This window comes from Leeuwenhoekiella obamensis (assembly GCF_055391795.1).
The window spans coordinates 3,155,686-3,180,575 of record NZ_AP029251.1 but is presented as its reverse complement, the minus strand read 5'-3'; the positions used below and the strand labels follow the sequence as shown (position 1 = coordinate 3,180,575).

At 41.3% G+C, this 24,890-nt stretch carries 22 protein-coding genes and 1 tRNA gene; 13 read left to right on the top strand and 10 right to left on the bottom strand.

Annotated features, from left to right (window positions below; genetic code table 11):
* Positions 1 to 9 precede the first annotated feature (9 nt).
* A complete protein-coding gene (locus ACZ5L8_RS14115) occupies positions 10 to 1,149 on the top strand; it encodes an efflux RND transporter periplasmic adaptor subunit (RefSeq protein ID WP_464438314.1) in 1,140 nt (379 codons plus the stop codon).
* Here ACZ5L8_RS14115 and ACZ5L8_RS14110 read toward each other — a convergent pair whose 3' ends face one another.
* Entirely contained in the window at positions 1,150 to 3,393 is a 2,244-nt protein-coding gene (locus ACZ5L8_RS14110; protein ID WP_464438313.1) for a TonB-dependent receptor, read from the bottom strand.
* An 80-nt stretch (positions 3,394 to 3,473) separates the two neighbouring features.
* Between ACZ5L8_RS14110 and ACZ5L8_RS14105 the strand changes: the two genes are divergently transcribed.
* Genes ACZ5L8_RS14105 through ACZ5L8_RS14095 form a run of 3 tightly spaced genes read left to right on the top strand, consistent with a single transcriptional unit; the run spans position 3,474 to position 5,423 of the window.
* Positions 3,474 to 4,127 carry a metal-dependent transcriptional regulator gene (locus tag ACZ5L8_RS14105; protein WP_462599995.1) on the top strand — a complete coding sequence of 218 codons (654 nt, stop codon included), beginning with the start codon at positions 3,474 to 3,476 and terminating at the stop codon, positions 4,125 to 4,127.
* Positions 4,128 to 4,130: 3 nt separating this feature from the next.
* A complete protein-coding gene (locus ACZ5L8_RS14100) occupies positions 4,131 to 4,952 on the top strand; it encodes a ZIP family metal transporter (RefSeq protein ID WP_464438312.1) in 822 nt (273 codons plus the stop codon).
* 42 nt (positions 4,953 to 4,994) lie between these two features.
* Positions 4,995 to 5,423, top strand: a complete 429-nt coding sequence (locus ACZ5L8_RS14095; protein WP_464438311.1) for a hypothetical protein — start codon at positions 4,995 to 4,997, stop codon at positions 5,421 to 5,423.
* Here ACZ5L8_RS14095 and ACZ5L8_RS14090 read toward each other — a convergent pair.
* The 4 genes from ACZ5L8_RS14090 to ACZ5L8_RS14075 form a co-directional block, all read right to left on the bottom strand.
* On the bottom strand, positions 5,420 to 5,557 hold the full coding sequence (locus ACZ5L8_RS14090) for a FeoB-associated Cys-rich membrane protein (protein ID WP_464440964.1): 138 nt from the start codon (positions 5,555 to 5,557) through the stop codon (positions 5,420 to 5,422). The two genes, ACZ5L8_RS14095 and ACZ5L8_RS14090, sit on opposite strands and share 4 nt — an antisense overlap.
* A gap of 15 nt (positions 5,558 to 5,572) precedes the next feature.
* Positions 5,573 to 7,675 carry a ferrous iron transport protein B gene (feoB, locus tag ACZ5L8_RS14085; protein WP_464438310.1) on the bottom strand — a complete coding sequence of 701 codons (2,103 nt, stop codon included), beginning with the start codon at positions 7,673 to 7,675 and terminating at the stop codon, positions 5,573 to 5,575.
* Entirely contained in the window at positions 7,672 to 7,905 is a 234-nt protein-coding gene (locus tag ACZ5L8_RS14080; protein ID WP_462599999.1) for a FeoA family protein, read from the bottom strand. The genes feoB and ACZ5L8_RS14080 overlap by 4 nt, the downstream gene beginning before the upstream one ends.
* Positions 7,906 to 8,143: 238 nt before the next feature.
* Positions 8,144 to 8,509, bottom strand: coding sequence for an endonuclease domain-containing protein (locus ACZ5L8_RS14075; RefSeq protein WP_464438309.1), 366 nt, complete (start codon positions 8,507 to 8,509; stop codon positions 8,144 to 8,146).
* Positions 8,510 to 8,771: 262 nt separating this feature from the next.
* Here ACZ5L8_RS14075 and ACZ5L8_RS14070 point away from each other — a divergent pair, with 262 nt between their 5' ends.
* From ACZ5L8_RS14070 to ACZ5L8_RS14055, 4 genes are all read left to right on the top strand, one after another.
* Positions 8,772 to 9,314 carry a CopD family protein gene (locus ACZ5L8_RS14070; protein WP_464438308.1) on the top strand — a complete coding sequence of 181 codons (543 nt, stop codon included), beginning with the start codon at positions 8,772 to 8,774 and terminating at the stop codon, positions 9,312 to 9,314.
* 30 nt (positions 9,315 to 9,344) lie between these two features.
* Complete coding sequence (locus ACZ5L8_RS14065; RefSeq protein WP_464438307.1) at positions 9,345 to 10,811, top strand: sensor histidine kinase; 1,467 nt, start codon at positions 9,345 to 9,347, stop codon at positions 10,809 to 10,811.
* Positions 10,812 to 10,838: 27 nt separating this feature from the next.
* On the top strand, positions 10,839 to 11,615 hold the full coding sequence (locus ACZ5L8_RS14060; protein ID WP_464438306.1) for an enoyl-CoA hydratase/isomerase family protein: 777 nt from the start codon (positions 10,839 to 10,841) through the stop codon (positions 11,613 to 11,615).
* Positions 11,616 to 11,733: 118 nt separating this feature from the next.
* A complete protein-coding gene (locus ACZ5L8_RS14055; protein WP_464438305.1) occupies positions 11,734 to 12,807 on the top strand; it encodes a PA0069 family radical SAM protein in 1,074 nt (357 codons plus the stop codon).
* On the opposite strand, the gene ACZ5L8_RS14050 is transcribed toward ACZ5L8_RS14055, so the two are convergent.
* Complete coding sequence (locus ACZ5L8_RS14050) at positions 12,804 to 13,466, bottom strand: HD domain-containing protein (RefSeq protein WP_464438304.1); 663 nt, start codon at positions 13,464 to 13,466, stop codon at positions 12,804 to 12,806. The two genes, ACZ5L8_RS14055 and ACZ5L8_RS14050, sit on opposite strands and share 4 nt — an antisense overlap.
* Positions 13,467 to 13,478: 12 nt before the next feature.
* Entirely contained in the window at positions 13,479 to 14,246 is a 768-nt protein-coding gene (locus ACZ5L8_RS14045) for a lysophospholipid acyltransferase family protein (RefSeq protein ID WP_462600016.1), read from the bottom strand.
* A gap of 181 nt (positions 14,247 to 14,427) precedes the next feature.
* Here ACZ5L8_RS14045 and ACZ5L8_RS14040 point away from each other — a divergent pair, with 181 nt between their 5' ends.
* Positions 14,428 to 16,266 (top strand): sodium:solute symporter family protein, encoded by a 1,839-nt coding sequence (locus ACZ5L8_RS14040; protein WP_464438303.1) that lies wholly within the window; start codon positions 14,428 to 14,430, stop codon positions 16,264 to 16,266.
* A gap of 355 nt (positions 16,267 to 16,621) precedes the next feature.
* Here the strand turns inward: ACZ5L8_RS14040 and ACZ5L8_RS14035 are convergent.
* Together ACZ5L8_RS14035 and rseP are read right to left on the bottom strand one after the other, a co-directional pair.
* Positions 16,622 to 16,695: transfer RNA gene (locus ACZ5L8_RS14035), tRNA-Asn, on the bottom strand.
* A 379-nt stretch (positions 16,696 to 17,074) separates the two neighbouring features.
* Entirely contained in the window at positions 17,075 to 18,412 is a 1,338-nt protein-coding gene (rseP, locus tag ACZ5L8_RS14030; protein WP_464438302.1) for an RIP metalloprotease RseP, read from the bottom strand.
* A 139-nt stretch (positions 18,413 to 18,551) separates the two neighbouring features.
* Between rseP and ACZ5L8_RS14025 the strand changes: the two genes are divergently transcribed.
* On the top strand, positions 18,552 to 19,235 hold the full coding sequence (locus ACZ5L8_RS14025) for an SCO family protein (RefSeq protein WP_464438301.1): 684 nt from the start codon (positions 18,552 to 18,554) through the stop codon (positions 19,233 to 19,235).
* Between the two features lie 808 nt (positions 19,236 to 20,043).
* Here ACZ5L8_RS14025 and ACZ5L8_RS14020 read toward each other — a convergent pair.
* On the bottom strand, positions 20,044 to 20,688 hold the full coding sequence (locus ACZ5L8_RS14020; protein ID WP_464438300.1) for a PQLLE family protein: 645 nt from the start codon (positions 20,686 to 20,688) through the stop codon (positions 20,044 to 20,046).
* Between the two features lie 602 nt (positions 20,689 to 21,290).
* On the opposite strand from ACZ5L8_RS14020, the gene ACZ5L8_RS14015 reads away from it, so the two are divergent.
* The 3 genes from ACZ5L8_RS14015 (at position 21,291) to ACZ5L8_RS14005 (ending at position 24,890) form a co-directional block, all read left to right on the top strand.
* Positions 21,291 to 22,277 (top strand): nucleoid-associated protein, encoded by a 987-nt coding sequence (locus ACZ5L8_RS14015; protein ID WP_464438299.1) that lies wholly within the window; start codon positions 21,291 to 21,293, stop codon positions 22,275 to 22,277.
* Positions 22,277 to 23,458, top strand: coding sequence for a hypothetical protein (locus ACZ5L8_RS14010; protein WP_464438298.1), 1,182 nt, complete (start codon positions 22,277 to 22,279; stop codon positions 23,456 to 23,458). The genes ACZ5L8_RS14015 and ACZ5L8_RS14010 overlap by 1 nt, the downstream gene beginning before the upstream one ends.
* A gap of 376 nt (positions 23,459 to 23,834) precedes the next feature.
* The gene (locus ACZ5L8_RS14005; RefSeq protein ID WP_464438297.1) at positions 23,835 to 24,890 is read left to right on the top strand and encodes a serine hydrolase domain-containing protein; all 1,056 of its coding nucleotides are present in this window, start codon (positions 23,835 to 23,837) and stop codon (positions 24,888 to 24,890) included.

Here is a 24,890-nt window from a genome sequence, read left to right as displayed (position 1 = left end):
AAAATCATCATGAAATCAACATATATAATCATCACACTAGGATTTTTAACGCTCTTTTCGTGTAAAGAAAATGAGCCTGAAACCGCAGAGAATCCTGAAACCGAAACTGCAGAAGTTGCGGCAAATACGGTAACTCAAGCACAATTTGACGCAATGAATTTTGCACTGGGCAAAATGGAAACAAAAGCCTTTAACGCTGGTGTAACTGCCACTGGAAGCATCGATGTGCCACCAGAGAACAGAGCGATAGTTTCGCCAGTAATGGGTGGATATATCGTTAAAAATCCTTTGCTAGAAGGCGATTATGTGAAGCGTGGCGATTTGCTTGCCGTGCTAGAAGACCCGGCGTATGTTGAGCTGCAGCAGCAGTATGCTGAGAGTGTTTCGCAGTTAGATTATCTCAAAAGTGAATATGAGCGTCAAAAAACGCTGTATGATGAGAAAATCACTTCGCAGAAAAATTACCTCAAAGCAGAGAGTGATTACAAGCGCACCAATTCTCAAGTTAACGCTTTAGCGAAAAAGCTGCGCATGCTAAGTCTGAGTCCAGAACGGGTGGCTGCTGGCAACATTAGTTCTACGGTCGCTATTTATGCACCTATAACCGGGAAGGTTAGCCATGTAGAAGTTTCGCGCGGAAGCTATGTGAATCCTTCTGACCATATCATGGAAATTATTGATACAGAGCATATTCACCTGGAGTTAAATGTCTTTGAAAAGGATATGTTGAAAATCGCTAAAGAGCAAAAGATAGAATTCAAAATCCCAGAATCTTCTAAAGAAACCTATCAAGGAGAAGTTCACCTTCTAGGGAATACGATCAATGAGCCACGCAGAACCATAAAAGTGCATGGCCACATTGCTGAAAGCAAAGCATATCCTGATTTTGCTGTTGGGATGTTTGTAGAGGCAAAAATCCTTATAGATGAATATGAATCTATGGCATTACCCAGCGAGGCTGTTATTGAACTCAACGGGAATCATTTCGCTTTAGCGCTAGAGAAAAAAGAAGGTGACAGTTATACTTTTAAACGCGTTGTCATTGAACCGGGAGTTACAGAAAATGGCTTTACCGAAATCAAGAATGCTCAGGACCTTGATGCTTCAAAGCAATTCTTAACAAGTGGCGCTTATGCGTTGATACAGTAATCAATCAAAAGAATACCGCAGCCCGATAAATCCCCGTATGCCCTGATTTGCGGCATAAACATAACTTGGGTCAAAAGTTAGCGCATACGGATTATTTGCGGTGGGTTGCACATTACCGGCATTGTCAAACGTCACGTTTTTATCAAACGGGTCGCTGCTGCGCGCGATGATAAAGGGATTGTTTCGGTTAGGCGTCCAGTTTAAGAGGTTTTTTACCCCGCCATAAAGTTCGAGGTTCTTAAAACCGTCATAGGTAAATTGAATATTTTGTATGCTATAAAGTGGTGAATATTCCTCACGCGGGTCTAAGTCACCCAGCAGTGGCAAACGCATGGGGCCATACGCATTTCCTGTATAATCAATTTTAAGGTTTAAGGCCTGTAAATCATAGCTTAGCGCCCAGACACCCATAAAACTTTCGGTTAAGATCTGGTCTCGTTTTATACCGTTTTCTTCACGGCTTACATCTTGAAAAGTCGCTCCTACTCTGCCCGTCACACCATTTAAAAGGTTGAAATCCATATTGACGCTTATACCCTGTGTTATAGCTTTTCCGTCAAGGTTTTTATAAATGATCTGGTTAGGATCAGTGTCATAATCAGGTAGAATAGCATTAGTGAAATAGGTGTACCAAGCCGAAGCATCCAAGGTGAAAAACATGTTCTTCAAATAGATTTTCCCGAGGTAATTAAGGTTTACATTAATGGACTTCTCTGGTTTTAAATTCTCTAGGATCACCACATTGCGCGAACCGGTAAGTGCCGCATGGTCTTCTGTAAAAAGATTCACAACTCTAAAACCCGTGCCGCTATTTAGCCGGAAGCTGTGCTCATCATTAAAACTATATTTATACGCCAGTCGCGGTGTAAAAATACTCCCATGCCTGCTATCATAATCATAACGTGCGCCCAGGAGCAGGTTGCTTTTTGCATTAAATTTCCATTCATCCTGTACAAAAACCGAAGGAATCACAACCTCATCTTCAGTAGTTGTAGCCGGCGTATTATCATTGTAAAAATTATACCTGCCTGCCGTGCCAAAAAGCATTTCATGTTTTCCTAGTGACTTATTCCAGGTAGCCTGCAAAAAGCCTATGCGTTGTTTTGCTAAATACGGCACATCGCCATAAACCGAGTTCTGGTCATGGTCTGTGTATGAAAATTGCAGCGCCACATCCTCAACACCCGGCAACTCATACTTGCCCAGCAATTCGTAACGCGTGGTATAAATACTTTCACCATAAATACTATCGCCTCCGCGAAATTGCGGCGTCCACTGCATCTCGCCGCCCCAGCGGTCTTCATAAAAAAAGCGCCCAGCAACATAAAATTTCTTGTTTGCCTTTCGGCGAAAACTCCACGAATTAAATATCGAAATGCGATCCTGCAGCGTAAGATCAGTGAAATTATCGCCATTGTCATCTCTAGGATCTTGATAATTGAAATAATTCACGCCCAGCAAAGAAGTCGCCTTTTTACTTACTTTAGTCTTAAAAGAAAGATCGGTGTTGAATTCTTGCCAATTATTTGCCCGCACATCAGCAACAAAAGTATCACCAGATTCAGGAGATTTTGTTATGACATTGATAAGTCCGCCCACGGCTTCACTACCGTATAGCGAACTCGCGGGTCCTTTTACAATTTCTATATGGTCAATGAGCGCGTTAGGAATCCCCGAAAGTCCGTAAACCGTAGACAAGCCGCTCACAATGGGCATCCCATCGATCAAAACTAAAGTGTACGGACCTTCCAATCCGTTGATGTGAATATCGCCCGTATTGCACACATTACAATTGATCTGCGGTCGCACGCCATTCACATTCTGTAAGGCTTCAAAAATATTGGGCGTTGGATTTTTTCTTAAAAACGACTGACTATAAATCTCCACCAGCACAGGACTTTCAGAGCGCAGCACGGGCTTCATCGTTCCTGAAACCACAACCTCATCAAGATTAGAAGCTGCTTCAAGATCAAAATCAACCTTCAGGTCTGTATTGAGATTGATTTTTTGAGTTTTTGGCTTAAAGCCAACGAAAGAAACACGCACTTCATAAGTACCCGCAGGCAAGGTCATTACAAACGATCCATCCTCTGCCGTGGTCACGCCTTTATTTGCAGAAGGAATAAAAATATTAGCATATGGCAGCGCATCGCCTTGAGAAGTTACGCTTCCGCGAAAGCGAAACTCCTGCGAAAACCCGCTGAAGGATGTGAGAATAAATAGAAGAACGCTAAAAGGTTTCAAAACAATTAATTTTATTTTTAGGCAAAGCTAAAAATAATATTTAAGAAAATTATTTTATTTTTGGGCAAGCTTAAATAGCAATGACATTATCTGAAGAAAATTATCTTAAAGCGATCTACTCGCTACAAATAGAATATCCTAGCGGCGTGAGCACAAATGCGATCGCTGAACATCTTGAGACTAAGCCGGCCTCAGCGACTGATATGATCAAGAAGCTTAACGATAAAAACCTTGTGCATTACAAGCCGTATCAAGGGGTTTTGCTTAATGAAGACGGAGAAAAACATGCGCTTAAGATCATAAGAAAGCACAGGCTTTGGGAGACTTTTTTAGTAGAGAAACTCAACTTTGGTTGGGATGAAGTTCATGAAGTTGCTGAAGAACTTGAGCATATTACCTCAGAGAAATTGATCGCAGAATTGGATCTTTTTTTAGGTGAGCCCAAATATGATCCGCATGGTGATCCCATACCAGACAGCGACGGCAAACTGCCAGAAACCGCTAAACTGAAACTTTCTAAACTTAAAAAAGGAAATACAGGAACCTGCATAGGTGTGAACGATACCTCTTCTTCATTTTTAAAATATCTCGCAAAACAAAAGATAGAACTGGGAACCAGCATCGAAGTATTGCATTTAGAGAGTTTTGACCAGAGTATGACGATCAAGGTGGATGATCGCGAACTTCTATTATCACATATCGCCACCGAAAATATTTACGTAAGAAAAAACTAATCAATGGACCAAATTGTATCCTATTTTGAAAGTCTAGACCCTGTGGTTGCGGCTTTGTATGCAACGCTTTTTACCTGGGGAGTTACCGCCCTGGGTGCAGCTCTTGTTTTCTTCTTTAAGGGAATGAACAGAGCGCTGTTTGACACTATGCTGGGTTTTACCGGCGGTGTGATGGTCGCAGCAAGTTTCTGGAGTTTACTTGCGCCTGGTATAGAGATGAGTCCAGGAGAGGGTTTTGAGAAAGTGATCCCGGCGGTGGTAGGATTTGCACTAGGAGCTGGTTTTATATTTGGTCTGGACAAGGTTCTCCCTCACCTGCATGTAAACTTCCAGATGCAGGATAAAGAAGGTATTAAAACACCGTGGCACAAGTCGGTATTACTTACACTTGCGATCACATTGCACAACATCCCAGAAGGTCTTGCGGTGGGCGTTTTATTTGGTGGTGTTGCCGCCGGTTTTGAAGGTGCATCGATAGGTGGCGCGGTGGCGCTGGCATTGGGAATAGGTTTGCAGAACTTCCCAGAAGGTTTTGCCGTTGCCATGCCGTTAAGAAGACAAGGTCTTAGCCGCTGGAAGAGTTTTAACTACGGTCAATTATCTGCGATCGTTGAGCCTATGGCGGCTGTTCTAGGTGCGTATGCGGTAATGTCTTTTGAGCCTATTTTACCGTACGCGCTTTGTTTTGCTGCGGGCGCAATGATCTTTGTGGTGGTAGAAGAAGTGATCCCAGAAACGCAACAAGGCAATTATACAGATCTTGCCACTTTAGGCTTCATCGGTGGGTTTATGGTGATGATGACGCTTGATGTGGGTCTTGGATAATGCAACAATGTGATTAACTTTCAGTACTTAAAAAGAAAAGCTATGAAAAAGTTTCTACTGGCAGTTATGATGATTTGTGGCGGGGTGCTTTTCGCGCAAAGCGATACAACAACAACTAAAGGTCCTGCGCATCCTCCTACTATCGTGGTAAAAGCTCCTATGGGTAAACGCATTACCATAGGCGATTATAGCATAGAACTTAAGAAGATCGTGGATAGCCGCTGCCCTGCAGACGTGACTTGCGTGTGGGCGGGTAATGTAAAAGCTACGGTAGACACGTTTTTAAATGGTGAACTTATAAGCACAAAAGAGATCACGCTTGACGCGAAAAGGAGTGCTATCAATCTTTTTGACAGTGATGAAGTTACTTTAACTCCACATTCGGTTGCGCCTTATCCCAAAACTTCATTAGGTAAGATCGCTCAGGAAGATTATGTGCTTAATCTAGTTATGGCGATACAAGAGGATTAATGACAACCGCAATTGCCGTCACCACATGATCCGCCTTTTTTGTTACCGCTTAAGAACGCGGGTTTGTAAATGAATTTTGTAAATAAATAGGCTACTGCCAAAATAAATACCAAGATCACTAAAACTGTCTGCATCATCTCTCTTTCTTTTTACTTTATTATCTGGTAAGCTACTAAAGCTACAACATAAGCAAAACCACTCATAAATACCAGCTGAATGGCTGGCCATTTCCAAGTGTTGGTTTCTCTTTTTACGATCGCTAATGTACTCATACACTGCATCGCAAATGCATAAAACAACAATAACGAGATACCGCTGGCGAGGTTAAATAACGGTCCGCCGAGCACGGGATTTATCTCTCCTGCCATTCTGTTTTTTATGGTTTCTTCTTCCTCGCTACCCACACTATAAATGGTAGCAAGTGTTCCTACAAATACTTCCCTTGCGGCAAAAGAACTCACGATCGCTATACCTATCTTCCAATCATAACCTAGAGGTTGTACAATGGGCTCAATACCTTTACCTATGTGGCCTATGTAACTATTTTCTAGCTTGTATGAAGCGATGTGTTTCTCAAGGTCTTCTTTTGGGAAGGCGCCATTATTCATCTCCTGAGTGACAACGTCTCTCGCCTGGCTCATCGCATCTCCGGGACCGTAAGATGCCAATACCCACAGCACGATAGAAATAGCAAGAATGATCTTACCAGCGTCAAATACAAATGATTTGGTCTTCTCTATCACATTATACACCACGTTCTTGAACAACGGCATTTTGTAGTTTGGCATTTCTATCACAAAGAAAGATTTGCTCTTTATTTTCAGGATCTTATTTAAGATCCATGCAGCCCCTATGGCACTTGCAAACCCTAAAATGTAAAGCCCCATAAGCACAAGCCCTTGCAAACTTATAAAGCCTAGCAACAACTTATCTGGGATCACCAGTGAGATAATGATAAGATATACAGGCAAACGCGCAGAACATGTTGTAAATGGCGTTACAAGTATGGTTATAAGGCGTTCCTTCCAGCTTTCTATATTTCTGGTTGCCATTACAGCAGGTATTGCACATGCAGTACCAGATACTAATGGCACAACACTTTTACCGCTTAAGCCAAACTTACGCATACTGCGGTCCATAAGAAATACAACACGGCTCATATATCCTGTTTCTTCCAGTATAGAAATAAACAGGAACAAGAACGCGATCTGTGGTATAAAGATCACGATACCTCCCAGACCGGGTATGATACCTTCTGCTATCAGGTTTGTGAATGCACCTTCTGGCATTGCTTTATCTACTGTTTCACTCATCCAGGCAAATGCCATATCGATAAGATCCATAGGATAAGAAGACCAGTTAAATATCGCCTGAAAGATCACTAACAAGATCGCAAAGAAGATGACATATCCCCAAAAGTTATGCGTGAGCACTCTGTCTAGACGACTGCGAAGGTCTTTCGCGGAAGCGTGATCAATACTCAACGTCTCTTTAAGCACCCCATTAATGAACTGGTAGCGCAGAATAGTTTCCTTTTGCTGCAAGCGCTTAAGATTGCTCTTACTCTCTGTCTTAAAACTCTCTATGTCTTGTACCTCATTACGGTCTAGCTTACCGAAGTTTACATCTTGTGTGATCACAAGCCATAACTTGTACAGGTCCTGCTTAGGGTAAGCGGATTTTAAACGCTCAAAGTATGCAGGTGAGATATACGAGATATCTACATTAGGCTTTGTAGAAAGTGTTTTATAATCTGCGATCAATTCTCGCAAACGCTCAAAGCCGGTGTTCTTACGCGAACTCACCAAAGCGATCTTTGTGTTGAGCTTTTCTTCTAGCTGCTCAACATCTAGTGTGATGGCCTTGCGCTCCATCCTATCTGCCATATTGATCACCAAGATAGTTGGGATCTTAAGATCTTTGATCTGTGTAAACAGCAGCAAATTGCGCTTAAGGTTCTCTATATCGCTCACTACCACAGCAACATCTGGGTAGTCTTTATCATTTTTATTAAGTAGTAGCTCAATGACCACGTTCTCATCCAGCGAGCTGGCGTTAAGGCTGTATGTACCGGGAAGGTCTAAAATGTGCGCTTTAACCCCGCGATCCAGTTTACAGATCCCCTCTTTTTTCTCAACGGTGATCCCTGGATAGTTACCCACCTTTTGATTAAGGCCGGTTAACCGGTTAAAAACAGAAGTCTTACCGGTATTGGGGTTTCCTATGAGCGCAACATTTAATTGTTTGCTCATGGAGTAATTTTTTCAATCCCTATGTGATAGGCGGTTTCTCTACGTATAGCAACATGGCTCCCATTAATGTTAAGATACATGGGATCTTTAAAGGGTGCGGTTTGCACGAGTTCTACCTCGTTGCCTGGCAAACAACCCATTTCGAGTAGTTTAAGCGGTACAAACTCGATCTCAAATTCTTGAATTATCGCCTTTTCGCCACGCTTAAGATGTGCAAGAGAAGTGCCCAAAATTAATTTAGATTGATTTTAAACAGAGCAAAAGTACGGTAAAACCAACTACTAGAAAAAGAAATATGGTGCAAAGTGAACTCCCCTCGCATTGCTAAAGCAAAACATTTCCCCTCTTCTAGCGAAGAGGGGAGCTTTTACCTGTTCTAATTATTATTAGAACAGGTAAAAGCTCCTCCCTTATACAAGCGAAGCGAAGTAAAAGGGAGGTGGCCGATGTACGAGGTCGGAGGGTTCCCTAGCTCCTAAAATGCTCCTCTATCTCCATAAGCACAGAAGGCAGAGCGTCAAAAACCATTTTGTTTTTAAACCTCAGCACGGTAAAGCCTAGATCACTAAGGTATGCGGTGCGTTTAGCATCATATTCTTGTGCCGCGGGCGAATTATGTACTTCACCATCCAGCTCAATGATCAACTTTTCAGAAGCGCAATAAAAATCCACGATGTAAGTGCCTATACTATGTTGACGGGTAAATCTCTTGCCTTTAAATTTTCTGGCTTTTACCTGTTTCCAGAAAAACGCCTCTGCCGGAGTCATCTTTTTTCGCAGCTCTGCCCGGTATTCTTTGAGGAACTTAAGTGTATGTATGTTCTTCTTTTTCAAAACCTTAATTGATTAAAAATAAGATTTTTCACGCGAACTCCCCTCGCATTGCATCGCAATGCATTTCCCCTTACTTCGACAAGCTCAGCACATGCTTCTGGCGAAGAGAGGAGCTTTTACTTGTTCTAATTATCATTAGAACCAAAAAAAAGCTCCTCCCTTTTACAAGCGAAGCGAAGTAAAAGGGAGGTGGCCGAGGCACGAGGTCGGAGGGTTACCCTTCCCGCATCCAGCTTCTAACAAAACAATCTATCTTTGCAGCATGTACTTATACCTTAAATCACTGCACCTCATCTTTGTGATCACCTGGTTTGCCGGGTTGTTTTACATTCCGCGGTTGTTTATCTACCAGATAGAAGCCCATGCGCAACCAGAACCAGAGCGCAGCATACTCTATAAGCAGTTAAGCCTTATGGCAAAAAGACTCTGGCACATCATCACCTGGCCGTCTATGATCCTCGCGATACTTTTTGGCCTCAGCCTGTTTCATATCAATCCCGGGCTTATTTATGCCCCGTGGATGCAGATCAAACTGGGCTTTGTGGTATTGCTTATTATGTACCATATAAGAAATCACGTGATGTTTAAGCAATTGCAACGTGGCGAGGTAAAGTACAGCAGCCGCTACATGCGCATCTGGAACGAGGGCGCGACGCTTATTCTCTTTGCTGTTGTTTTTTTGGTTATAACCAAAAGTGCAACCAACTGGATCTGGGGATTAGCAGGATTGATCTGTCTTGCTGTGCTGCTCATGCTAGGTATAAAACTTTACAAACGCATAAGAGATAAAAATCCTGAAGCTTAACGGCTCGGTTTTTGATAACTTACACCTTCAATGAAGCTTAGCAACCTCTCCTTACGCACCCGTATTTTCTTTAGTATGATACTTCTCATACTGGGCGCGTCTATTCTTATCGGGGTGCTATCAGTAAATCAATACCGCGAGGAAGCCACAGAGTATCATACAGATCGCCTACTGCGCAAGCAAGACCAGATACGCGAGGAGATCGCTTATGTATTAGAAGAGACCACATACCCGGTAGAAGAATCGTATGTAGAGCTCATCTTTAAATTCAATAAAGATATCTACCGCATCGCCAATGTGCATGACATCCCCATTAAGATCTACGACCTGCAGGGTAATATGCTGGTAAAGTCTGATGACGGATTCATAAAAGACACCACAGATGCACATATCCCGCAACACATACTCAACAGCCTTTCAAACTCTCCCGGTAAGCGCTGGGTAGAACACACAGATATTGAGGGTGTAGACTACCAGCAGTCGTTTACCTATATCAACGATACACAGTTCACGCCGCTGGCAATATTGAGTTTGCAGTATATAGAAAATGATGAGTTCATCACCCGCGAACTGGATGAGTTCTTACGCCGCCTTGCCGAAGGTTATCTGTTTATGTTCCTGGTGGCTATTGGCTTGTCGTACATTCTCTCACGCTATATCACAAAGAGTTTAAAGACCATAAGCGATCAGATGGTAAAAACCCGTCTTGATAAACGCAACCAGCGCATTAAGATAAGCGACTCTAGTGAGGAGATCGTCAACCTTGTTGAGGCATATAATAATATGATAGACGAGCTAGAGAACAGTGCTGCTAAACTCGCTCAGGGCGAAAGGGAGCAAGCTTGGCGCGAAATGGCAAAACAGGTGGCTCATGAGATCAAGAATCCGTTAACGCCTATGCGATTAACCGTGCAAAGCTTTGAACACCGCTTTGATCCAGACGATCCAGACATTCGCAAAAAACTGAAAGAATACAGCAACACGATCATACAACAGATCGATATTATGAGCAGCATTGCAGAGACCTTCTCAAACTTTGCAAAAATGCCTGCCCAGCAAACAGAGACGCTCAATGTGCCTTATGTGGTGAAGTTGGCCCTAGATATCTTTAATGAGCAGTTCATAAGCTTTTTTGCAGAAGCAGATGAGGTGATCGCAAAGTTTGACCGTACACAGCTCATCAGGGTGGTTACAAACCTTGTTAAGAACGCCATACAAGCCACTGAAGATGTTGAAGAACCCAAGATAAGGGTTGAGGTTAAAAAAGACACAGAGCGCGTTTGTATTCTTGTGATCGATAACGGCGCGGGTATTAGTGAAGAAAACGCTCCTAAGATCTTTGAACCTAAGTTTACAACAAAGTCTAGTGGTATGGGGCTGGGCCTTGCCATGGTAAAGAGCATTGTGGAATCCTGCAACGGAAGTGTTACCTTTACTTCACGCACCGGCAAAGGCACTGTTTTTAAAGTTTCTCTGCCGCTTTCAGAGGAAGCTTAGACCTTCCGCTTTTTAAAAAATACACTTATGAATTACGAGAATATCCTTTTTTCCGTTGATGGAAATATCGGCACGATCACCATCAACAGACCTAAAAAACTCAACGCACTTAATAAAGACACGATCGCTGAGCTCAGTAACGCTTTCGCGGAAGCGAATGCAGACAAAGACATAAAAGTGATCATCATCACCGGAAGCGGAGAAAAAGCCTTTGTAGCCGGCGCAGACATCAGCGAGTTCGCAGACTTCTCACCCGCAGAAGGCGCAGAACTGGCAAAAAAAGGTCAGGAAACCTTGTTTGATCTCGTTGAAAATCTTGAGACACCAGTGATCGCAGCGGTTAATGGTTTTGCCCTAGGCGGCGGACTAGAACTTGCCATGGCGGCACACATCAGGGTGGCGAGCGAGAATGCAAAAATGGGACTTCCAGAAACTTCTTTAGGGTTGATCCCTGGATATGGCGGTACACAACGTTTGCCACAATTAGTGGGCAAAGGCCGTGCTTTTGAGATGATCATGACCGCCGGGATGATAGATGCTCACCAGGCATTGCAATACAATTTGGTTAACCACGTGGTCCCACAAGAAGATCTTTTAAGCTTTTGCGAAAAGATCGCTGGCAAGATCACAAAGAATTCACCTGTGGCCATCACGGCAGCGATCAAAGCAGTGAACGCAGGTTTCTCGACTGATGGTTATACGGCTGAGATCAAAGCCTTTGGTGATGCGTTTGGCACAGAAGATTTTGAAGAAGGAACCTCAGCATTCTTAGAAAAAAGAAAAGCCGACTTCCCCGGAAAATAATAGCCAGGATTGGAGATAAGATTTTAAAACCTGTTAGTTCAAACTAGCAGGTTTTTTTGTGAATGACATTGTTTAAAATATTGGATATATTCCATAATTTTGGAATAAAACCAAAATCTTGTCACAAGAAGAATATAAAAAAGGTAGAGGTGCGCAGAAGCATATCACCAATAGATTTTTTGAAAACAGTCATGAGATGCGTGATGATTTCTTGAACCATTGCGCTGCAGAAGGTGATGCTCCAGAAGAAACACGCACGCTGTACATAGATACCTTCCCAAAAACGATCGTCAACAAAGTAGAAAGTCCGGATGTGGGTATGGGGCATTCGCTTAATCCGTATCAAGGTTGTGAGCACGGCTGCATTTATTGCTATGCGCGCAACTCACATGAATATTGGGGTTATGACGCCGGCCTTGATTTTGAAAGTAGAATTCTAGTAAAACGCAATGCGCCGCAATTACTAGAAAAGAAACTAGCTTCAAAAAGTTGGAAAGCCACGCCTATCGTTCTTTCGGGGAATACAGATTGTTATCAACCGGCAGAAAAAGAGTTTAAGCTTACGCGAAAACTACTCGAGGTTTTTTTACGCTATAAACATCCGGTGGGTATCATTACAAAAAATGCGCTCGTAACGCGAGATATTGATATTCTCAAAGAACTACAAAAAGACGATCTGATCGCAGTAAATGTGTCCATCACTTCCCTAAGCGAAGAAACCCGAAGATTATTAGAACCCAGATCAGCGACCATAAAAAAGCGCCTGGCAACAGTAAAACAACTAAGCGATGCAGGTATACCTGTGCGTGTGATGACAGCGCCTATTATTCCGGGGATCAATAGCCATGAGGTTTTACCACTTATCAAAGCTGCTGCAGACAATGGTGCAAGAGCAATAGGTTATACTGTGGTGCGACTCAACGGCGCAATAGGTGAGATCTTTGAAGACTGGATTCACAAAGCTATGCCAGACAGAGCTGATAAAGTTCTTAATCAGATCGCTGCTTGCCACGGCGGTAAACTTAACGACTCCAGATACGGTAAACGCATGAAAGGTGAAGGAGAATTTGCTTTGCAGATCGCGAGGCAAATAACTTTAGGCACAACCAAGTACATGAAAGGCCGTGAAATGCCAAAACTTAACTGCGACCTTCACGAGCAATACAAAACAGGACAATTAAAATTATTCTAGCGTTTGCCTTCCCATTCGGCATAAAATTGCTTCAGAAAATCTTCCATGTAGGCGTGACGTTGCTTTGCGATCTTTTTGGCTGTAGCCGTATGCATAAGATCTTTAAGCAAGAGCAGCTTTTCATAAAAATGATTAATGGTAGGCGCAGTAGATTTTTTGTACTCTTCTGGTGTCATGTCCAATTTTGGTGGTATCTCTGGATCATAGAGTTTGCGCATTTTATGGCCGCCATAATTAAAGGTGCGCGCGATGCCAATAGCTCCTATCGCGTCCAGGCGATCTGAATCCTGAACCACTTTTAATTCTTGTGATTCAAAGATTTTATCAAAATTTCCACCTTTAAAAGAGACATTCTTTATGATGTTTACCACATGATCTACAACGGTGCTATCTGCATTATTCTTTATAAGAAACTCTGTTGTGATCTTAGGTCCTACGGTTTCATCACCGTTGTGAAATTTACTATCTGCGATGTCATGCAATAATGCTCCAAGGGCAACAATTAAGGCATTCACCTTTTCGCCTTGAGCGATATGAACAGCGTTGTTATACACGCGCTCTATATGAAACCAATCGTGGCCACCTTCAGCATTTTTAAGGGTTTCTTTGACAAAGGCTTTTGTTTTCTCAATGAGAATTTCGTCTGCTGTATTGAGCATGTTGATGTTGAATTAAAGTGGTGTAGGCCCTTTTTTGCGAGGTCGCACTTCTGGGAAATCGGCTAAAATGATATCCTGCACTTTTTGCACAAGTTCTAGCGGTTCATAATCTGCAACGGCCATTTCTTGATGCACGGTGTGCGTAACGTGAACGCCCGGATACAGTGGGAAAGCGCCCCATTTTTGCAATTTGTACGAGTTGTGAATGGTGATAGGCACAACCTTAGCATTGGGCAAGGCTTCAAAAAGTGTTGTGAGTCCGCCGCGGGCAAATTCGCTGGGCACACCGTCGCGGCTACGCGTACCTTCTGGGAAGATCACGATACTGCGATTAGTGCGTTTAACCATTTCGGTAAGTTTCTTGATCGCCTGTACCGCCTGCTCTTTGTCCTTACGGTCAATAAGCGCAGAACCGCCATGACGCAGGTTGTAACTCACGCTAGGCACGCCGCGACCCAATTCTTTTTTGCTTATGAACTTGGGATGTAAACGACGCAAATGCCAAATGATAGGCGGTATGTCATATTCTCCCTGATGGTTTGTAACGATGATGTGGGGGCAATTTCGCTCAAAGCGATATGGGTTTTTAAATGTAAATCGCGCCCCGATGAACAACATGCTTTTTATGATGCAAAAGTTGAGGTAATCAACGCTTTTTTTGTGGGCTTGGTAGCCAAAAACATTAAAACAAAACCACTGAATCCCATGAAAGATCACCAGTACGATCAAAAATACCAGGTAAAAAATGACAGTTAGCGGATATGCGATTATTTTTAACATATTGAAATATATGTAATTACATCGTTAAAAATCGATTGAGAAATGCGAATTAAGCATATTTCTTTTGCGATTATGTCAAAATTAAAACTATGGATTTAATTTAAAGTGTTAGATTAGCCAATATCTAACAGAATCTGCCCTCAATCTGTTTGCATTTTAATTAATTCAAACATCTACTGCAATGATTGCACTTTCAACCTTAGACTATGTCTTGATCTTTAGTTTTTTTGCCATTACCCTAATTGTGGGATTTTGGGTCTCAAAAAAATCAGGAAAGAGTAGTTCTGAATATTTTCTCTCTGGTCGTACAATGCCTTGGTGGTTGCTGGGCGTGAGTATGGTCGCAACAACATTTTCAACAGATACACCTAACCTTGTAACAGACTTTGTGCGTACACAAGGTGTGGCGGGTAACTGGTCTTGGTGGGCGTTTTTGATCTCTGGTTTACTTACCGTTTTTATTTATGCTAAGCTATGGCGAAAAAGTGACGTGGGCACTGATATAGAATTTTATGAATTGCGCTATGGCGGAAAGCCAGCACGTTTTTTACGTGGATTTAGAGCGGTTTATCTAGGCGTTATCTTCAACATATTTGCAATGGCAGCAGTAACGCTGGCAGCGATAAAGATAGGTCAGATCATGTTAGGTTTAAGTCCGCTGATGATAGTGGGTCTTGCTGGGATCGTAACAGCGATCTTCAGTACCGTGGGAGGATTTAAAGGTGTGGTTTATACAGACTTTATCTTATTTATCACCGCATTTGTAGGTGGTATTGGTGCAGCATGGTATTGTGTAAATCTTCCAGAAGTAGGCGGAATCACAGAAATGCTTCAGCATGAAAGTGTGCAGTCTAAAATGAATATCCTGCCAGACTTTAGCGATATGAATAGTTTGATCCTGTTATTGATCATTCCGCTTGCTGTGCAGTGGTGGAGCGCTTGGTATCCAGGAGCAGAGCCTGGTGGTGGTGGTTACATCGCGCAACGTATGCTTGCCGCAAAGGATGAAAACCACGCAATTGGAGCGACATTGTTCTTTAATATTTTACATTATGCATTGCGCCCATGGCCATGGATCCTTGTGGCTTTAGCTTCACTTATTGTCTTCCCAGATGTTGCTAGTATTCATGAAGCTTTCCCGCAAGTGGCAGAAAGTAAACTAGGAAATGACCTTGCATATTCTGCGATGTTGACAAAGCTTCCTAGCGGATTGCTGGGTCTTGTACTGGCTTCTTTGATCGCGGCATATATGTCAACGATCTCTACACACCTTAACTGGGGTTCTTCATACATCGTGAATGACTTTTATAAGCAATATGTAGAAAAAGATGCTTCAGAGAAAAAACTGGTGAACGTAGGTAGAATTTCGACAGTGTTACTAATGGCGGTGAGCGCCCTTTTCGCATTAGCGCTAACAAACGCAACACAGATATTTAATATCATTATCATGTTTGGAGCAGGTACAGGATTGATCTTCCTGCTGCGCTGGTTCTGGTGGAGAATTAACGCTTGGAGCGAAATATCTGCAATGTTCGCTTCTGGTATCATCTCAATACTATTCAACTTTACAGAGCTGGGAACCTACCTTTTTGGAGGAACTAACGCTGTTACCGGTGAAGTAATTGAAGGATTGATGCCTTCTTATATGCTGTATCCTTTTATTGTGCTTATCACTTCTATTGTGTGGATCGTGGTGACGTTTGCCACTCCGCCAGAGAGCAAGAAAACCCTATTCTCTTTTTACAAGAAAATACAACCCGGCGGACCAGGTTGGGAAAAAACGGTTAAAGATGCCGAAGCTGATAATGAACAGATCATTCTCAATTCTCAAAAATGGAATGTTCCTGCGGGTATTAAAGCCACCATACTAGGACTATTTATGATCTACGGCGCTTTATTTGCTACCGGTTACTGGATCTATGGCAAATATTTGCAAGCTACAATACTCACTGTAATTGTGATCATTGCGGCATTTATGCTTAAGAAATTCTGGTCAAAGATCAAGGCGGTAGTATTTTAAGAAATCAAATAGGGGGAAAATACGGGTTGTTGTGCGTAAGGCGATTAGCTAATTTGCATAGCATATCTCATCAACCTCATGACCGTTAAAAAAGAATATTATATACTGGGCTTTAGTGCGCTCTTTATTTTAGGCTTTGTTTTATTTCTTGCCTCATATACAGAGATAGCCTGCTTCACATTCATAGCAGCCGCCATAATCGCATTTTTAAAGCTCTATTAGACCATTTCATTTGGCTTTCGCCAAATCAACCACTCATGAACAAAGAAGCCAGCAAACGCTGGCTTTTTTACGTTATATGGTTTTAGGAAACGTCATAAAACAAAAAAGCCACACAGATGTGTGGCTTTGTTTGCTCCCCCTCTTGGGCTCGAACCAAGGACCCTTTGATTAACAGTCAAATGCTCTAACCAACTGAGCTAAGGAGGAATTTAATCTTTATATTTTTCCTTGAGTTTAATTTGAAGTTCTTCATACTTCTTTAAACTCTCGTAATATTTTCTACTTTTCATACGCTTAATCTAAATAAATAATATAAACCGTATGATTAAGAACGTTTTCCACTTAATCTCTAACCTCCCGATAGCTATCGGGATGAGCTAAGGAGGAATGCTTTTTCTTTAGCGGATGCAAATATACATAACTTTTAAAGTTGGCAAAAAGAATTTCAGGAAATATTTAAAATAAATTTTTACACTTTGATTTGCAGCATATTGCATTGATGAAATTTATCTTCTTTTCGCTTAAAGCGAAATAAAAAACGCCCCGACTAAGCGAGGCGTTAATGCTATAATTTTATCACTAATGATCAATCACCAAATATCCAGCGATATACATCATTACCGTTTGCAAAGAGTACAAGACCGATAAGAAGGAAGAATCCTATGATCTGTGCATACTCCATGAATTTATCACTAGGCTTGCGACCCGTGATCATCTCATACAGTAAGAACATCACGTGACCTCCATCTAGTGCAGGTATCGGCAGGATGTTCATAAAAGCAAGAATGATTGATATAAAAGCTGTGGTTTCCCAGAAGCTTAACCAATCCCATGTAGGAGGGAAAAGCTGCGCGATAGCACCAAATCCACCAACCTGTGTTGCGCCTTTAGTTGTGAAAACATATTTAAACTGCACTACATAATCATGCAACGTCCAGTAGCCGTGAGAAAGACCTTCTGAGATGCTTTCGCCAAAGGAATACTTCTTCTCATGTTGTGGAGCGATATAATCTGGATCTGTGTTCTTAAAGAATACGCCTAGTTTACCTTCTTCTCCTGTTTGAACGTCTAATATCTTTGTCTCACCATCTCGTAACACAGTAAGTTTAACTGTGCTTGTAGTATCGCGAATAAGCGCATTATCTATATCAGACTTATATTTTACATCCTCACCATTAACCTGAACGACTTTGTCTGTAGTTAGCAGACCTGCTGCTGCTGCCGGACTATCTGGAATGATGCTATCTGTTTTAAAAGGGTAACGTGTTGCTGTGAAACCAAACATCTCTCCTCTTTCAAAAAGTGTAGAGCCTATATCATCTGGTAATTGCAAGGTTTCTTCTTCGCCATTTTCATGCAAAACGGTAACGTTACTAACGTCACGTACCATCACGTAGTTTCTTATAGAAGTCTGATCTAGTAACGGTTCGCCATTTACAGAAACGATCTTATCACCTTGTTGAAAGCCATATTCTTCCATGGTAGGATATACGCCAAAACCGTATTTCATATCATCTGCAGTGGTGTACGTGCGTCCGTAACTTGCGATGATAAGAATATAGATCAAGAAGCCTACAATGATATTTACTGTTACACCGCCTATCATTACAATAAGACGTTGCCAAGCTGGCTTACTTCTAAACTCCCATGGTTTGGGAGGTTCTGCCATTTGTTCTTTGTCCATGCTTTCATCGATCATCCCAGAGATCTTAACATAACCTCCTAGGGGTAACCAACCTAAACCATAAACTGTTTCTCCTATTTTTTTCTTGAAAAGCGCAAACTTCACATCAAAGAATAAGAAGAATTTTTCTACACGTATCTTAAAGTAACGGGCTGGTAAAAAGTGCCCAAATTCATGAAGAACAATTAATATTGAGAGGCTGAGAATTAACTGGCCTGCTCTGATCCAAAATACATCCATCGTTTACTATATCTGTCAAAAGCCGCACAAAAGTAACCTTTTCCTTTTACATGCTAAATCAAGGGATTAAAAAGCAGATAAAGTCTTTGTGCTGTTGTAATTTTGCAGGGCAATTTTCAGGCCAAAATACTTTACTGCCATGCTTTCATTTTTTGCCAAATACAAGAAGTTTGCAATCGTGATGCTTATTCTTTCTGCGATCATTCTCACTACGTTTAATTACTTGATGCAGCCGCCACCATCTTTACCTATTTATCAACCCACCATGGTAGATGGCTCGCTGGTAGACTCTACGGTAAAGTATGTGAAGAAATATCATAAGATAGCAGACTTTAAACTGGTGAATCAAAATGGCGATACCATCACACAGGCAGATTATGACGGTAAGATCTATGTTGCCGACTTTTTCTTCACCACCTGCCAGACGATTTGTCCTATCATGACAGATCACATGGTTAAGATACAGAAGGAGATTCGTAATGATCCTAATGTAAAATTACTGTCGCATAGTGTTACCCCAGAAATTGACTCTGTCGCCCAACTAAAAAAATACGCACGCGAAAAAGGTGTAGATAGCAACATCTGGAATCTGGTTACAGGGCCTAAAAAAGAGATCTATGACCTTGCACGCAAAAGCTATCTCGCTGTAAAAACCACAGGCGATGGTGGCAAATATGACATGATCCACACAGAGAATTTCATGCTAATTGATACAAAAAAGCGTATTCGCGGGTATTATGACGGCACAGATCCAGACGCCATTGATGATCTTCTAGAAGATATCCAGACCCTTAAAGAGATAGAAAAACTAGAAAGAGAGTAGGTTTTTGGCTTAAAGCCAAAAGAGGAACCCTTCCGACCTCGTTCCTCGGCCACCTTCCCTTGACAATGGAAGGAGCTTCATTCTGTTTTACTTTGCTGCGCTCGTAAATTGAAGAGATGGGTGCTGGAAGCGGGAAGATGGGTTAACTTGACGCTGTGGGCGCAGGCTTCCTCATAAGATTACTTCACTGCGCTCTTGAGGTAGTTTGTTTTATTCTCAAATAAATCTCTGGGTTGAAAATGGGGAAAATCCCCCTTTTACATCGATATAGAAGCCACTACTTTGTGCCCTGTGATCATTATTGATATCACGACCAGTAAATACTGTATTAAACTTATTCTTTTTCTATACGTCTAAAAGGCATGTCGCGCCTGTAAAGGCATTAGAAGAGACTACATATTAAATTTCCATCAATGATTGACCTGGATACTGCTACCGCGGTGTCCAGGTCTTTCTATTTTGGGGCGTGGGGAACCCTTCCGTCAGCGCGAGGCGCTGCCACCTTCCCTTCATTTTACTTTGCTTCGCTCGTAAAAGGGAGGAGCTTTTTGCTGTTTTACTTTGCTGCGCTCGTAAAATTTAGAGATGGGTGCTGGGTGTTTGATGCGGGAAGTGAGAAAATAGGTGCTGGAAGCAGGAAGGTGGGAGCTGGAAGATAGACTTCTTGTAGCGCTAGCGCACTACTGATACGCTGTGCTTATAAAAAGACCTGCAGAACTTCTTGTGGGACGTGAGGTTTTGCAGGTCTAGAACAGGGCATCAAAGGTAATGAACATTGTTGCGTGTGTTTAGGGGTTAGTATGTATGGTTATCTCACGAGTACTCCCATTTTTTCTAATAGTTGGGGCTTGTCTGCCAGGGCGAGTACTGCCAAGCCTTTAAGCTGAGTGACGTGTGCTTTGAGTTCGTCGAGTTTAAGGTTGCGCTGGCGCGTGGCTTCTTGCGACTCCCCCTTTTCTACCTGTGCTTTGTTGCGCAGATCCTTAAGTGCGATAACAGCATCACGCTCTGCGGTGAGCGTCTCTGTGGTTTTGCCAAAGGGCGCCAAACTAGTCACAAAAGCGGTCTCGTTAAGCAGGTTATTATAAAAGGTGGTCACTGCTTCTATCCACTGGGCAATGGCCCCGGGATAACTATCAGGGATGCGGAGACGATCAATAAGGTTTTGATCTTCTTTTGCCATAAGACGAACGATCTTAATGGTTTTTGTGACGGTGTCTTGTACGGCTTCTTGCGCGGCAAAATAGGTGTCATACGCTTCTGCTTCTTCCTGTTTTTCGCGGTTTTGATCTTGTACAAGGGTCATAGTTTCTGAATAGAGGTCTACCCCCTCTTGCAAATATTCTGTGGTGAGACCGAACCCGGTAAGTGCAGCCTCGATCTCTGGATCACGGCTATTTACTACGGCAAGACGGTAACTTTCTAGAATATTAGCTAATGTTCTAGCTTTCATATCGTTAAAAGTTTAAGTTGTGAGATTAAATATAACACATATTTTGTAATAACCTGATTATCAATGCTTATTATTTTTACTCTGGACGCGTTGTGCAGCGCCTTAGCGCTCTGTGCAGCGTCTGGACTCTCTCTGCAATGCCTTAGCGGGCTATGCATTGGCTTAGCAGGCTGTGCAACGGCCGGAACACACTTTGTAATCACCGGAACGCGTTGTGCAACCTCCGGAACGCATTGTGTAACCGCCGGGACGCGTTGTGCAGCGCCTTAGCGGACTGTGTAACTCCCGGAACACACTTTGTAATCACCGGAACGGGCTGTGCAACCTCCGGAACGCATTGTGCAATAACCGGAGCGTACTTTGCAACGGCTTAGCGCACTGTGCAGTATATAACATGCGCTATGCAACAGGTGTATTGAGCATTTTATACGATAAAGCGGTAGTAATGCTTTAAAACATTATGGAAAACCGTAAACAGTATTGTGCGTCAGTGATTTATATGGGTTTGTGATTTGAAATGTTAAGATTTTGGGGTAGATTGGGGAGAATTTGTAAGAGCCCCTCATTTTAGTAATAATGATTATTAATAAAACAAAATTTGGATGGAACTAAAAAACATTGTACTTCATCATATACAAAGAGACGAGAATGATGAACCAGTACTAAATATTTCTGATCATTTACTTGATAAAGATAATAACACTGTAAAGGAGTTCGTAAATAAGCTAGTTAAAAGCTTCGGATCAAAAAATCCTACATATGGTGAATTTCAAAGTGATTCAAGATTATATCCTTTCCAATCCTATGCTCAAACATATTTAACGGACCAAGATTTTCTAAAATTCTCTACTGAATCTATGAAAATTTTAGACAAGGAAATTCGTGTACCTCAAGCAAAAGGAGGATATGTAGTCTTCACACATTACGTTAGAAATGAAACAGATTTTCTAATAACAATAATGCTAGATAAATCTGAACAATTCACAATTAATGATCAAAGTCTTGATATACGAAAGTTAAAAACTCTCGATATTGACAAATTAGCTAGAGCGAACAGAATTAATTTTACTAAATGGAAAAATAACGAGGACTTATACCTTTCGTTTATAAAAGGTACAAGAGATGTTTCTGGGTATTTTCAAAAATTCATAGGAAATACAGATTTAACTTCTTCTAAAAAAAATTCTCAAAATTTAAAAAATGCCATTTCTAAATTCATGAGAGAAGAAGAGTTTAGTGATGAAAAGAAAGAAGAAGTAAATGCAAAAATTAATGGTTATTTATTAAAACAATACAGAAATAACGAGGATGTCCAATTGAATGCGATATCAGCTCATTTAGACCCAGAAAATCCTATTAGCTTTGTTAGTTATGTACAAGATAATCCACAAATTGAAGTTAGTGGAAATTATAGGTTATCTCAAAAAGCAGATTTCAATATATTTCATAGAGCAAAATTTACTGGTGATGGTTATAAATTTGAATTTGAAAAAAATTTAATTCGTCAAGGCAAAATAGTTAGACAAGGAAATGATATAATTTTGAAGGACTTACCACAAAATGAACTTGACAAACAGTTTGAATTGTAATGAACCTTCGAGACTTTATACTATTTAGAAAAAAATTACTAAACGTAAGTATAAGCTCATCTACACTAAAAGGTGAAGTTGTAATTGAAAAGGAATCAGATAAAGATCTAATTCAAAAATTTCAGCCCAATGAAATACGGGAGGCATATTTCAAGGGTAATAATGAATCTGCAAACCTACAGAATCTAGATATTGGAGATAATGTAATACTAAGAATAGACCTTGTAAGTTTTCAGAATTACTATGAGACATTTGATGATTTCATTAGGATAAATAAATATGATCTAAAAAACGATCTTTATTATATATATGATATTGACTATCATCCCATTGATAGTCAAAAAAATGAAAAAGTAGAATCCCTTTCACAAGTCTTAACACTAATTTCTTTTCTAAAAGAATTGAGTTCATATGAAAAAGAATCAAATGGAGAAATAGAACTCTTTTTTCATAAACCTGATAAAATTTGTGCACTAGCACTAAATTACTCTCATGATGATCTCAAAAATCTTGATTTTAGAAATACCGTCGAAGAAATTGAAATTGATGTTTTGGAAAGTAACGACAGTAAAACCCGCCGAAAATTATTCACCAATGAGATGATTAATTTGCTATCTACAGAAGACAATAGTTTTCCAGAAGTATTAAGAAGTTGGGATACAATATGCAACTTCTATAAACGCAGTTTTGAAATCTACTTATCAGAATTTTCGTTTAACAAAATTAAAACATCGTCTCAAGAATATTTTCATGAGTTAACCGATAGGATATACTCTACAATACACAAGTTTTCAGCTTACATTCTTGCAATTCCTGCTGCGTACCTTTTGATTTTACGCTTTTTCGATTTTAAAGGAGAAAATATAATTAAGGATTCATTTCTTCTAGTACTAGGGCTGTTATATTTCATCATTATTTGGTTTGTACTACTAAATAATCTTAGAAGGGCATTTAATGCAATTGAAAATGATATTTCAAAATTTCTTGAAAGGATAAAAAATGAAGAACATTTACAAACAATCACAGAAGACTTAACCTCTCAAAAAGACATAATTATACCTGCTCAAAAGAGGAAAATATGTCTAGTGAAAATTATCAGTTTAATTATACTAGTTCTATTTATTAGTGCTTATGCCTATATCTACATAAAACAAATTATTGAGCACTTGAATTTTCAATAATTGTTATTTCCCAAAACATAACTTATTATTTGATACTCCTTTTCGCGCTAAGCGTATTAACCTTATGTGCTAGTGTGGGTAGCTTGCTTGTTTGAGGTTGGGGCAGGATATTAGGAGTCGGGTAACCCTTCCGTCAGCGCGGGGCGCTGCCACCTTCCCTTATCAAGGGAAGGAGCTCTTTGTTGTTTTACTTTGCTACGCTCGTTAAAGGGAGGAGCTTTTTACTGATTTACTTTGGTGTGCTCGTAAAAGGGAAGTGATCACGCATTCCTTTTCGCGCTAAGCGAAAAACCCAAGTAACAAACACCCGGTGTGCCCGTCTTATGGGAGAAATAGGTATTTTTAACCTACTGATCATCAATCACACCAACCTATCATGCCAAAAAAACGATCTAAACGCGTTATACAGGTCCTGCTGTTAACAGGTACTTTTATCTCTTTATTCTATGTGCCGTGGCCCATTATCTGGGCGTGGATTTTACCGCTGCCAGATACTGTGCAGGAGCAGGTGGATGATGCGTTGCGACATGATTTTGACGGGATCATTGTATATGTAGATGTTGCGGATGAGCCGGCAACTACCTATGCTGCCGGTTGGCATGACCGCGATAAGAAAATACCTGCGCGACAAGATGCGTATTTTAAGATCGCCAGCATTAGCAAACTGTATGATGCGGTGGCGATCACTAAGCTAGTAAGCAGCGGCAAACTGTCGCTAGATAAGACTTTGGCAGATTACTTCCCGGCGCTAGATGGCCGTATTGAAAATGCAGATCGCATCACCCTACGTATGATGGTGCAGCACCGCAGCGGTATCCCAAACTTGACAGATACGCCTAACTTTTGGTCTGATCCACCGGCAAACAGCGATGAGGCGTTGCAACGGGTACTTGACCTCCCTGCCGACTTTGAGCCGGGAGAAGATTATGCGTATTCTAATACTAATTACTTGTTGCTACACAAGCTCATTGAGCAAACCACAAGCGGCGACAGGTTTGCGTATATCAAGAGGGTTATTCTTGATCCACTGGGGCTGACACATACTGTGGGTTCGCTAGATGATGTAAATAACGATGATGTAATGAGCGGATATTATGTGGGTATAGAAGAAGATGTTAAAGATTCTGAATACGGCTCTAAACTCACCTCAATGCTTGCCACGGCAGAGGATGTGGGCATCTTTTTGCGTGCGCTTAATGATGGTTCTGTTTTTAACGGTGATGAGCAGGAGATCTATTCTTCCATCTATGTGTATAATCACACCGGCTACATGCCCGGTTATCAAAGCATCGCAGAGTATCACCCAGATATTGATGCGGTGGTGGTACAGTTTACAAACACGACTAACTTTCAGGGTTATGAGTGGAATATCTCAGAAGTGGTCTATAGTCGCATTATGAAGATCTTGCGTAAAAAACAAGAAGATAAGTAA

Bases quoted from the DNA above. Each gene is read 5' to 3' on its own strand.
- ACZ5L8_RS14115 (WP_464438314.1), top strand. From the start codon at position 10: ATGAAATCAACATATATAATCATCACACTAGGATTTTTAACGCTCTTT.
- ACZ5L8_RS14105 (WP_462599995.1), top strand. From the start codon at position 3,474: ATGACATTATCTGAAGAAAATTATCTTAAAGCGATCTACTCGCTACAA.
- ACZ5L8_RS14100 (WP_464438312.1), top strand. From the start codon at position 4,131: ATGGACCAAATTGTATCCTATTTTGAAAGTCTAGACCCTGTGGTTGCG.
- ACZ5L8_RS14095 (WP_464438311.1), top strand. From the start codon at position 4,995: ATGAAAAAGTTTCTACTGGCAGTTATGATGATTTGTGGCGGGGTGCTT.
- ACZ5L8_RS14090 (WP_464440964.1), bottom strand. From the start codon at position 5,557: ATGCAGACAGTTTTAGTGATCTTGGTATTTATTTTGGCAGTAGCCTAT.
- feoB (WP_464438310.1), bottom strand. From the start codon at position 7,675: ATGAGCAAACAATTAAATGTTGCGCTCATAGGAAACCCCAATACCGGT.
- ACZ5L8_RS14070 (WP_464438308.1), top strand. From the start codon at position 8,772: ATGTACTTATACCTTAAATCACTGCACCTCATCTTTGTGATCACCTGG.
- ACZ5L8_RS14065 (WP_464438307.1), top strand. From the start codon at position 9,345: ATGAAGCTTAGCAACCTCTCCTTACGCACCCGTATTTTCTTTAGTATG.
- ACZ5L8_RS14060 (WP_464438306.1), top strand. From the start codon at position 10,839: ATGAATTACGAGAATATCCTTTTTTCCGTTGATGGAAATATCGGCACG.
- ACZ5L8_RS14050 (WP_464438304.1), bottom strand. From the start codon at position 13,466: ATGCTCAATACAGCAGACGAAATTCTCATTGAGAAAACAAAAGCCTTT.
- ACZ5L8_RS14045 (WP_462600016.1), bottom strand. From the start codon at position 14,246: ATGTTAAAAATAATCGCATATCCGCTAACTGTCATTTTTTACCTGGTA.
- ACZ5L8_RS14040 (WP_464438303.1), top strand. From the start codon at position 14,428: ATGATTGCACTTTCAACCTTAGACTATGTCTTGATCTTTAGTTTTTTT.
- rseP (WP_464438302.1), bottom strand. From the start codon at position 18,412: ATGGATGTATTTTGGATCAGAGCAGGCCAGTTAATTCTCAGCCTCTCA.
- ACZ5L8_RS14025 (WP_464438301.1), top strand. From the start codon at position 18,552: ATGCTTTCATTTTTTGCCAAATACAAGAAGTTTGCAATCGTGATGCTT.
- ACZ5L8_RS14020 (WP_464438300.1), bottom strand. From the start codon at position 20,688: ATGAAAGCTAGAACATTAGCTAATATTCTAGAAAGTTACCGTCTTGCC.
- ACZ5L8_RS14015 (WP_464438299.1), top strand. From the start codon at position 21,291: ATGGAACTAAAAAACATTGTACTTCATCATATACAAAGAGACGAGAAT.
- ACZ5L8_RS14010 (WP_464438298.1), top strand. From the start codon at position 22,277: ATGAACCTTCGAGACTTTATACTATTTAGAAAAAAATTACTAAACGTA.
- ACZ5L8_RS14005 (WP_464438297.1), top strand. From the start codon at position 23,835: ATGCCAAAAAAACGATCTAAACGCGTTATACAGGTCCTGCTGTTAACA.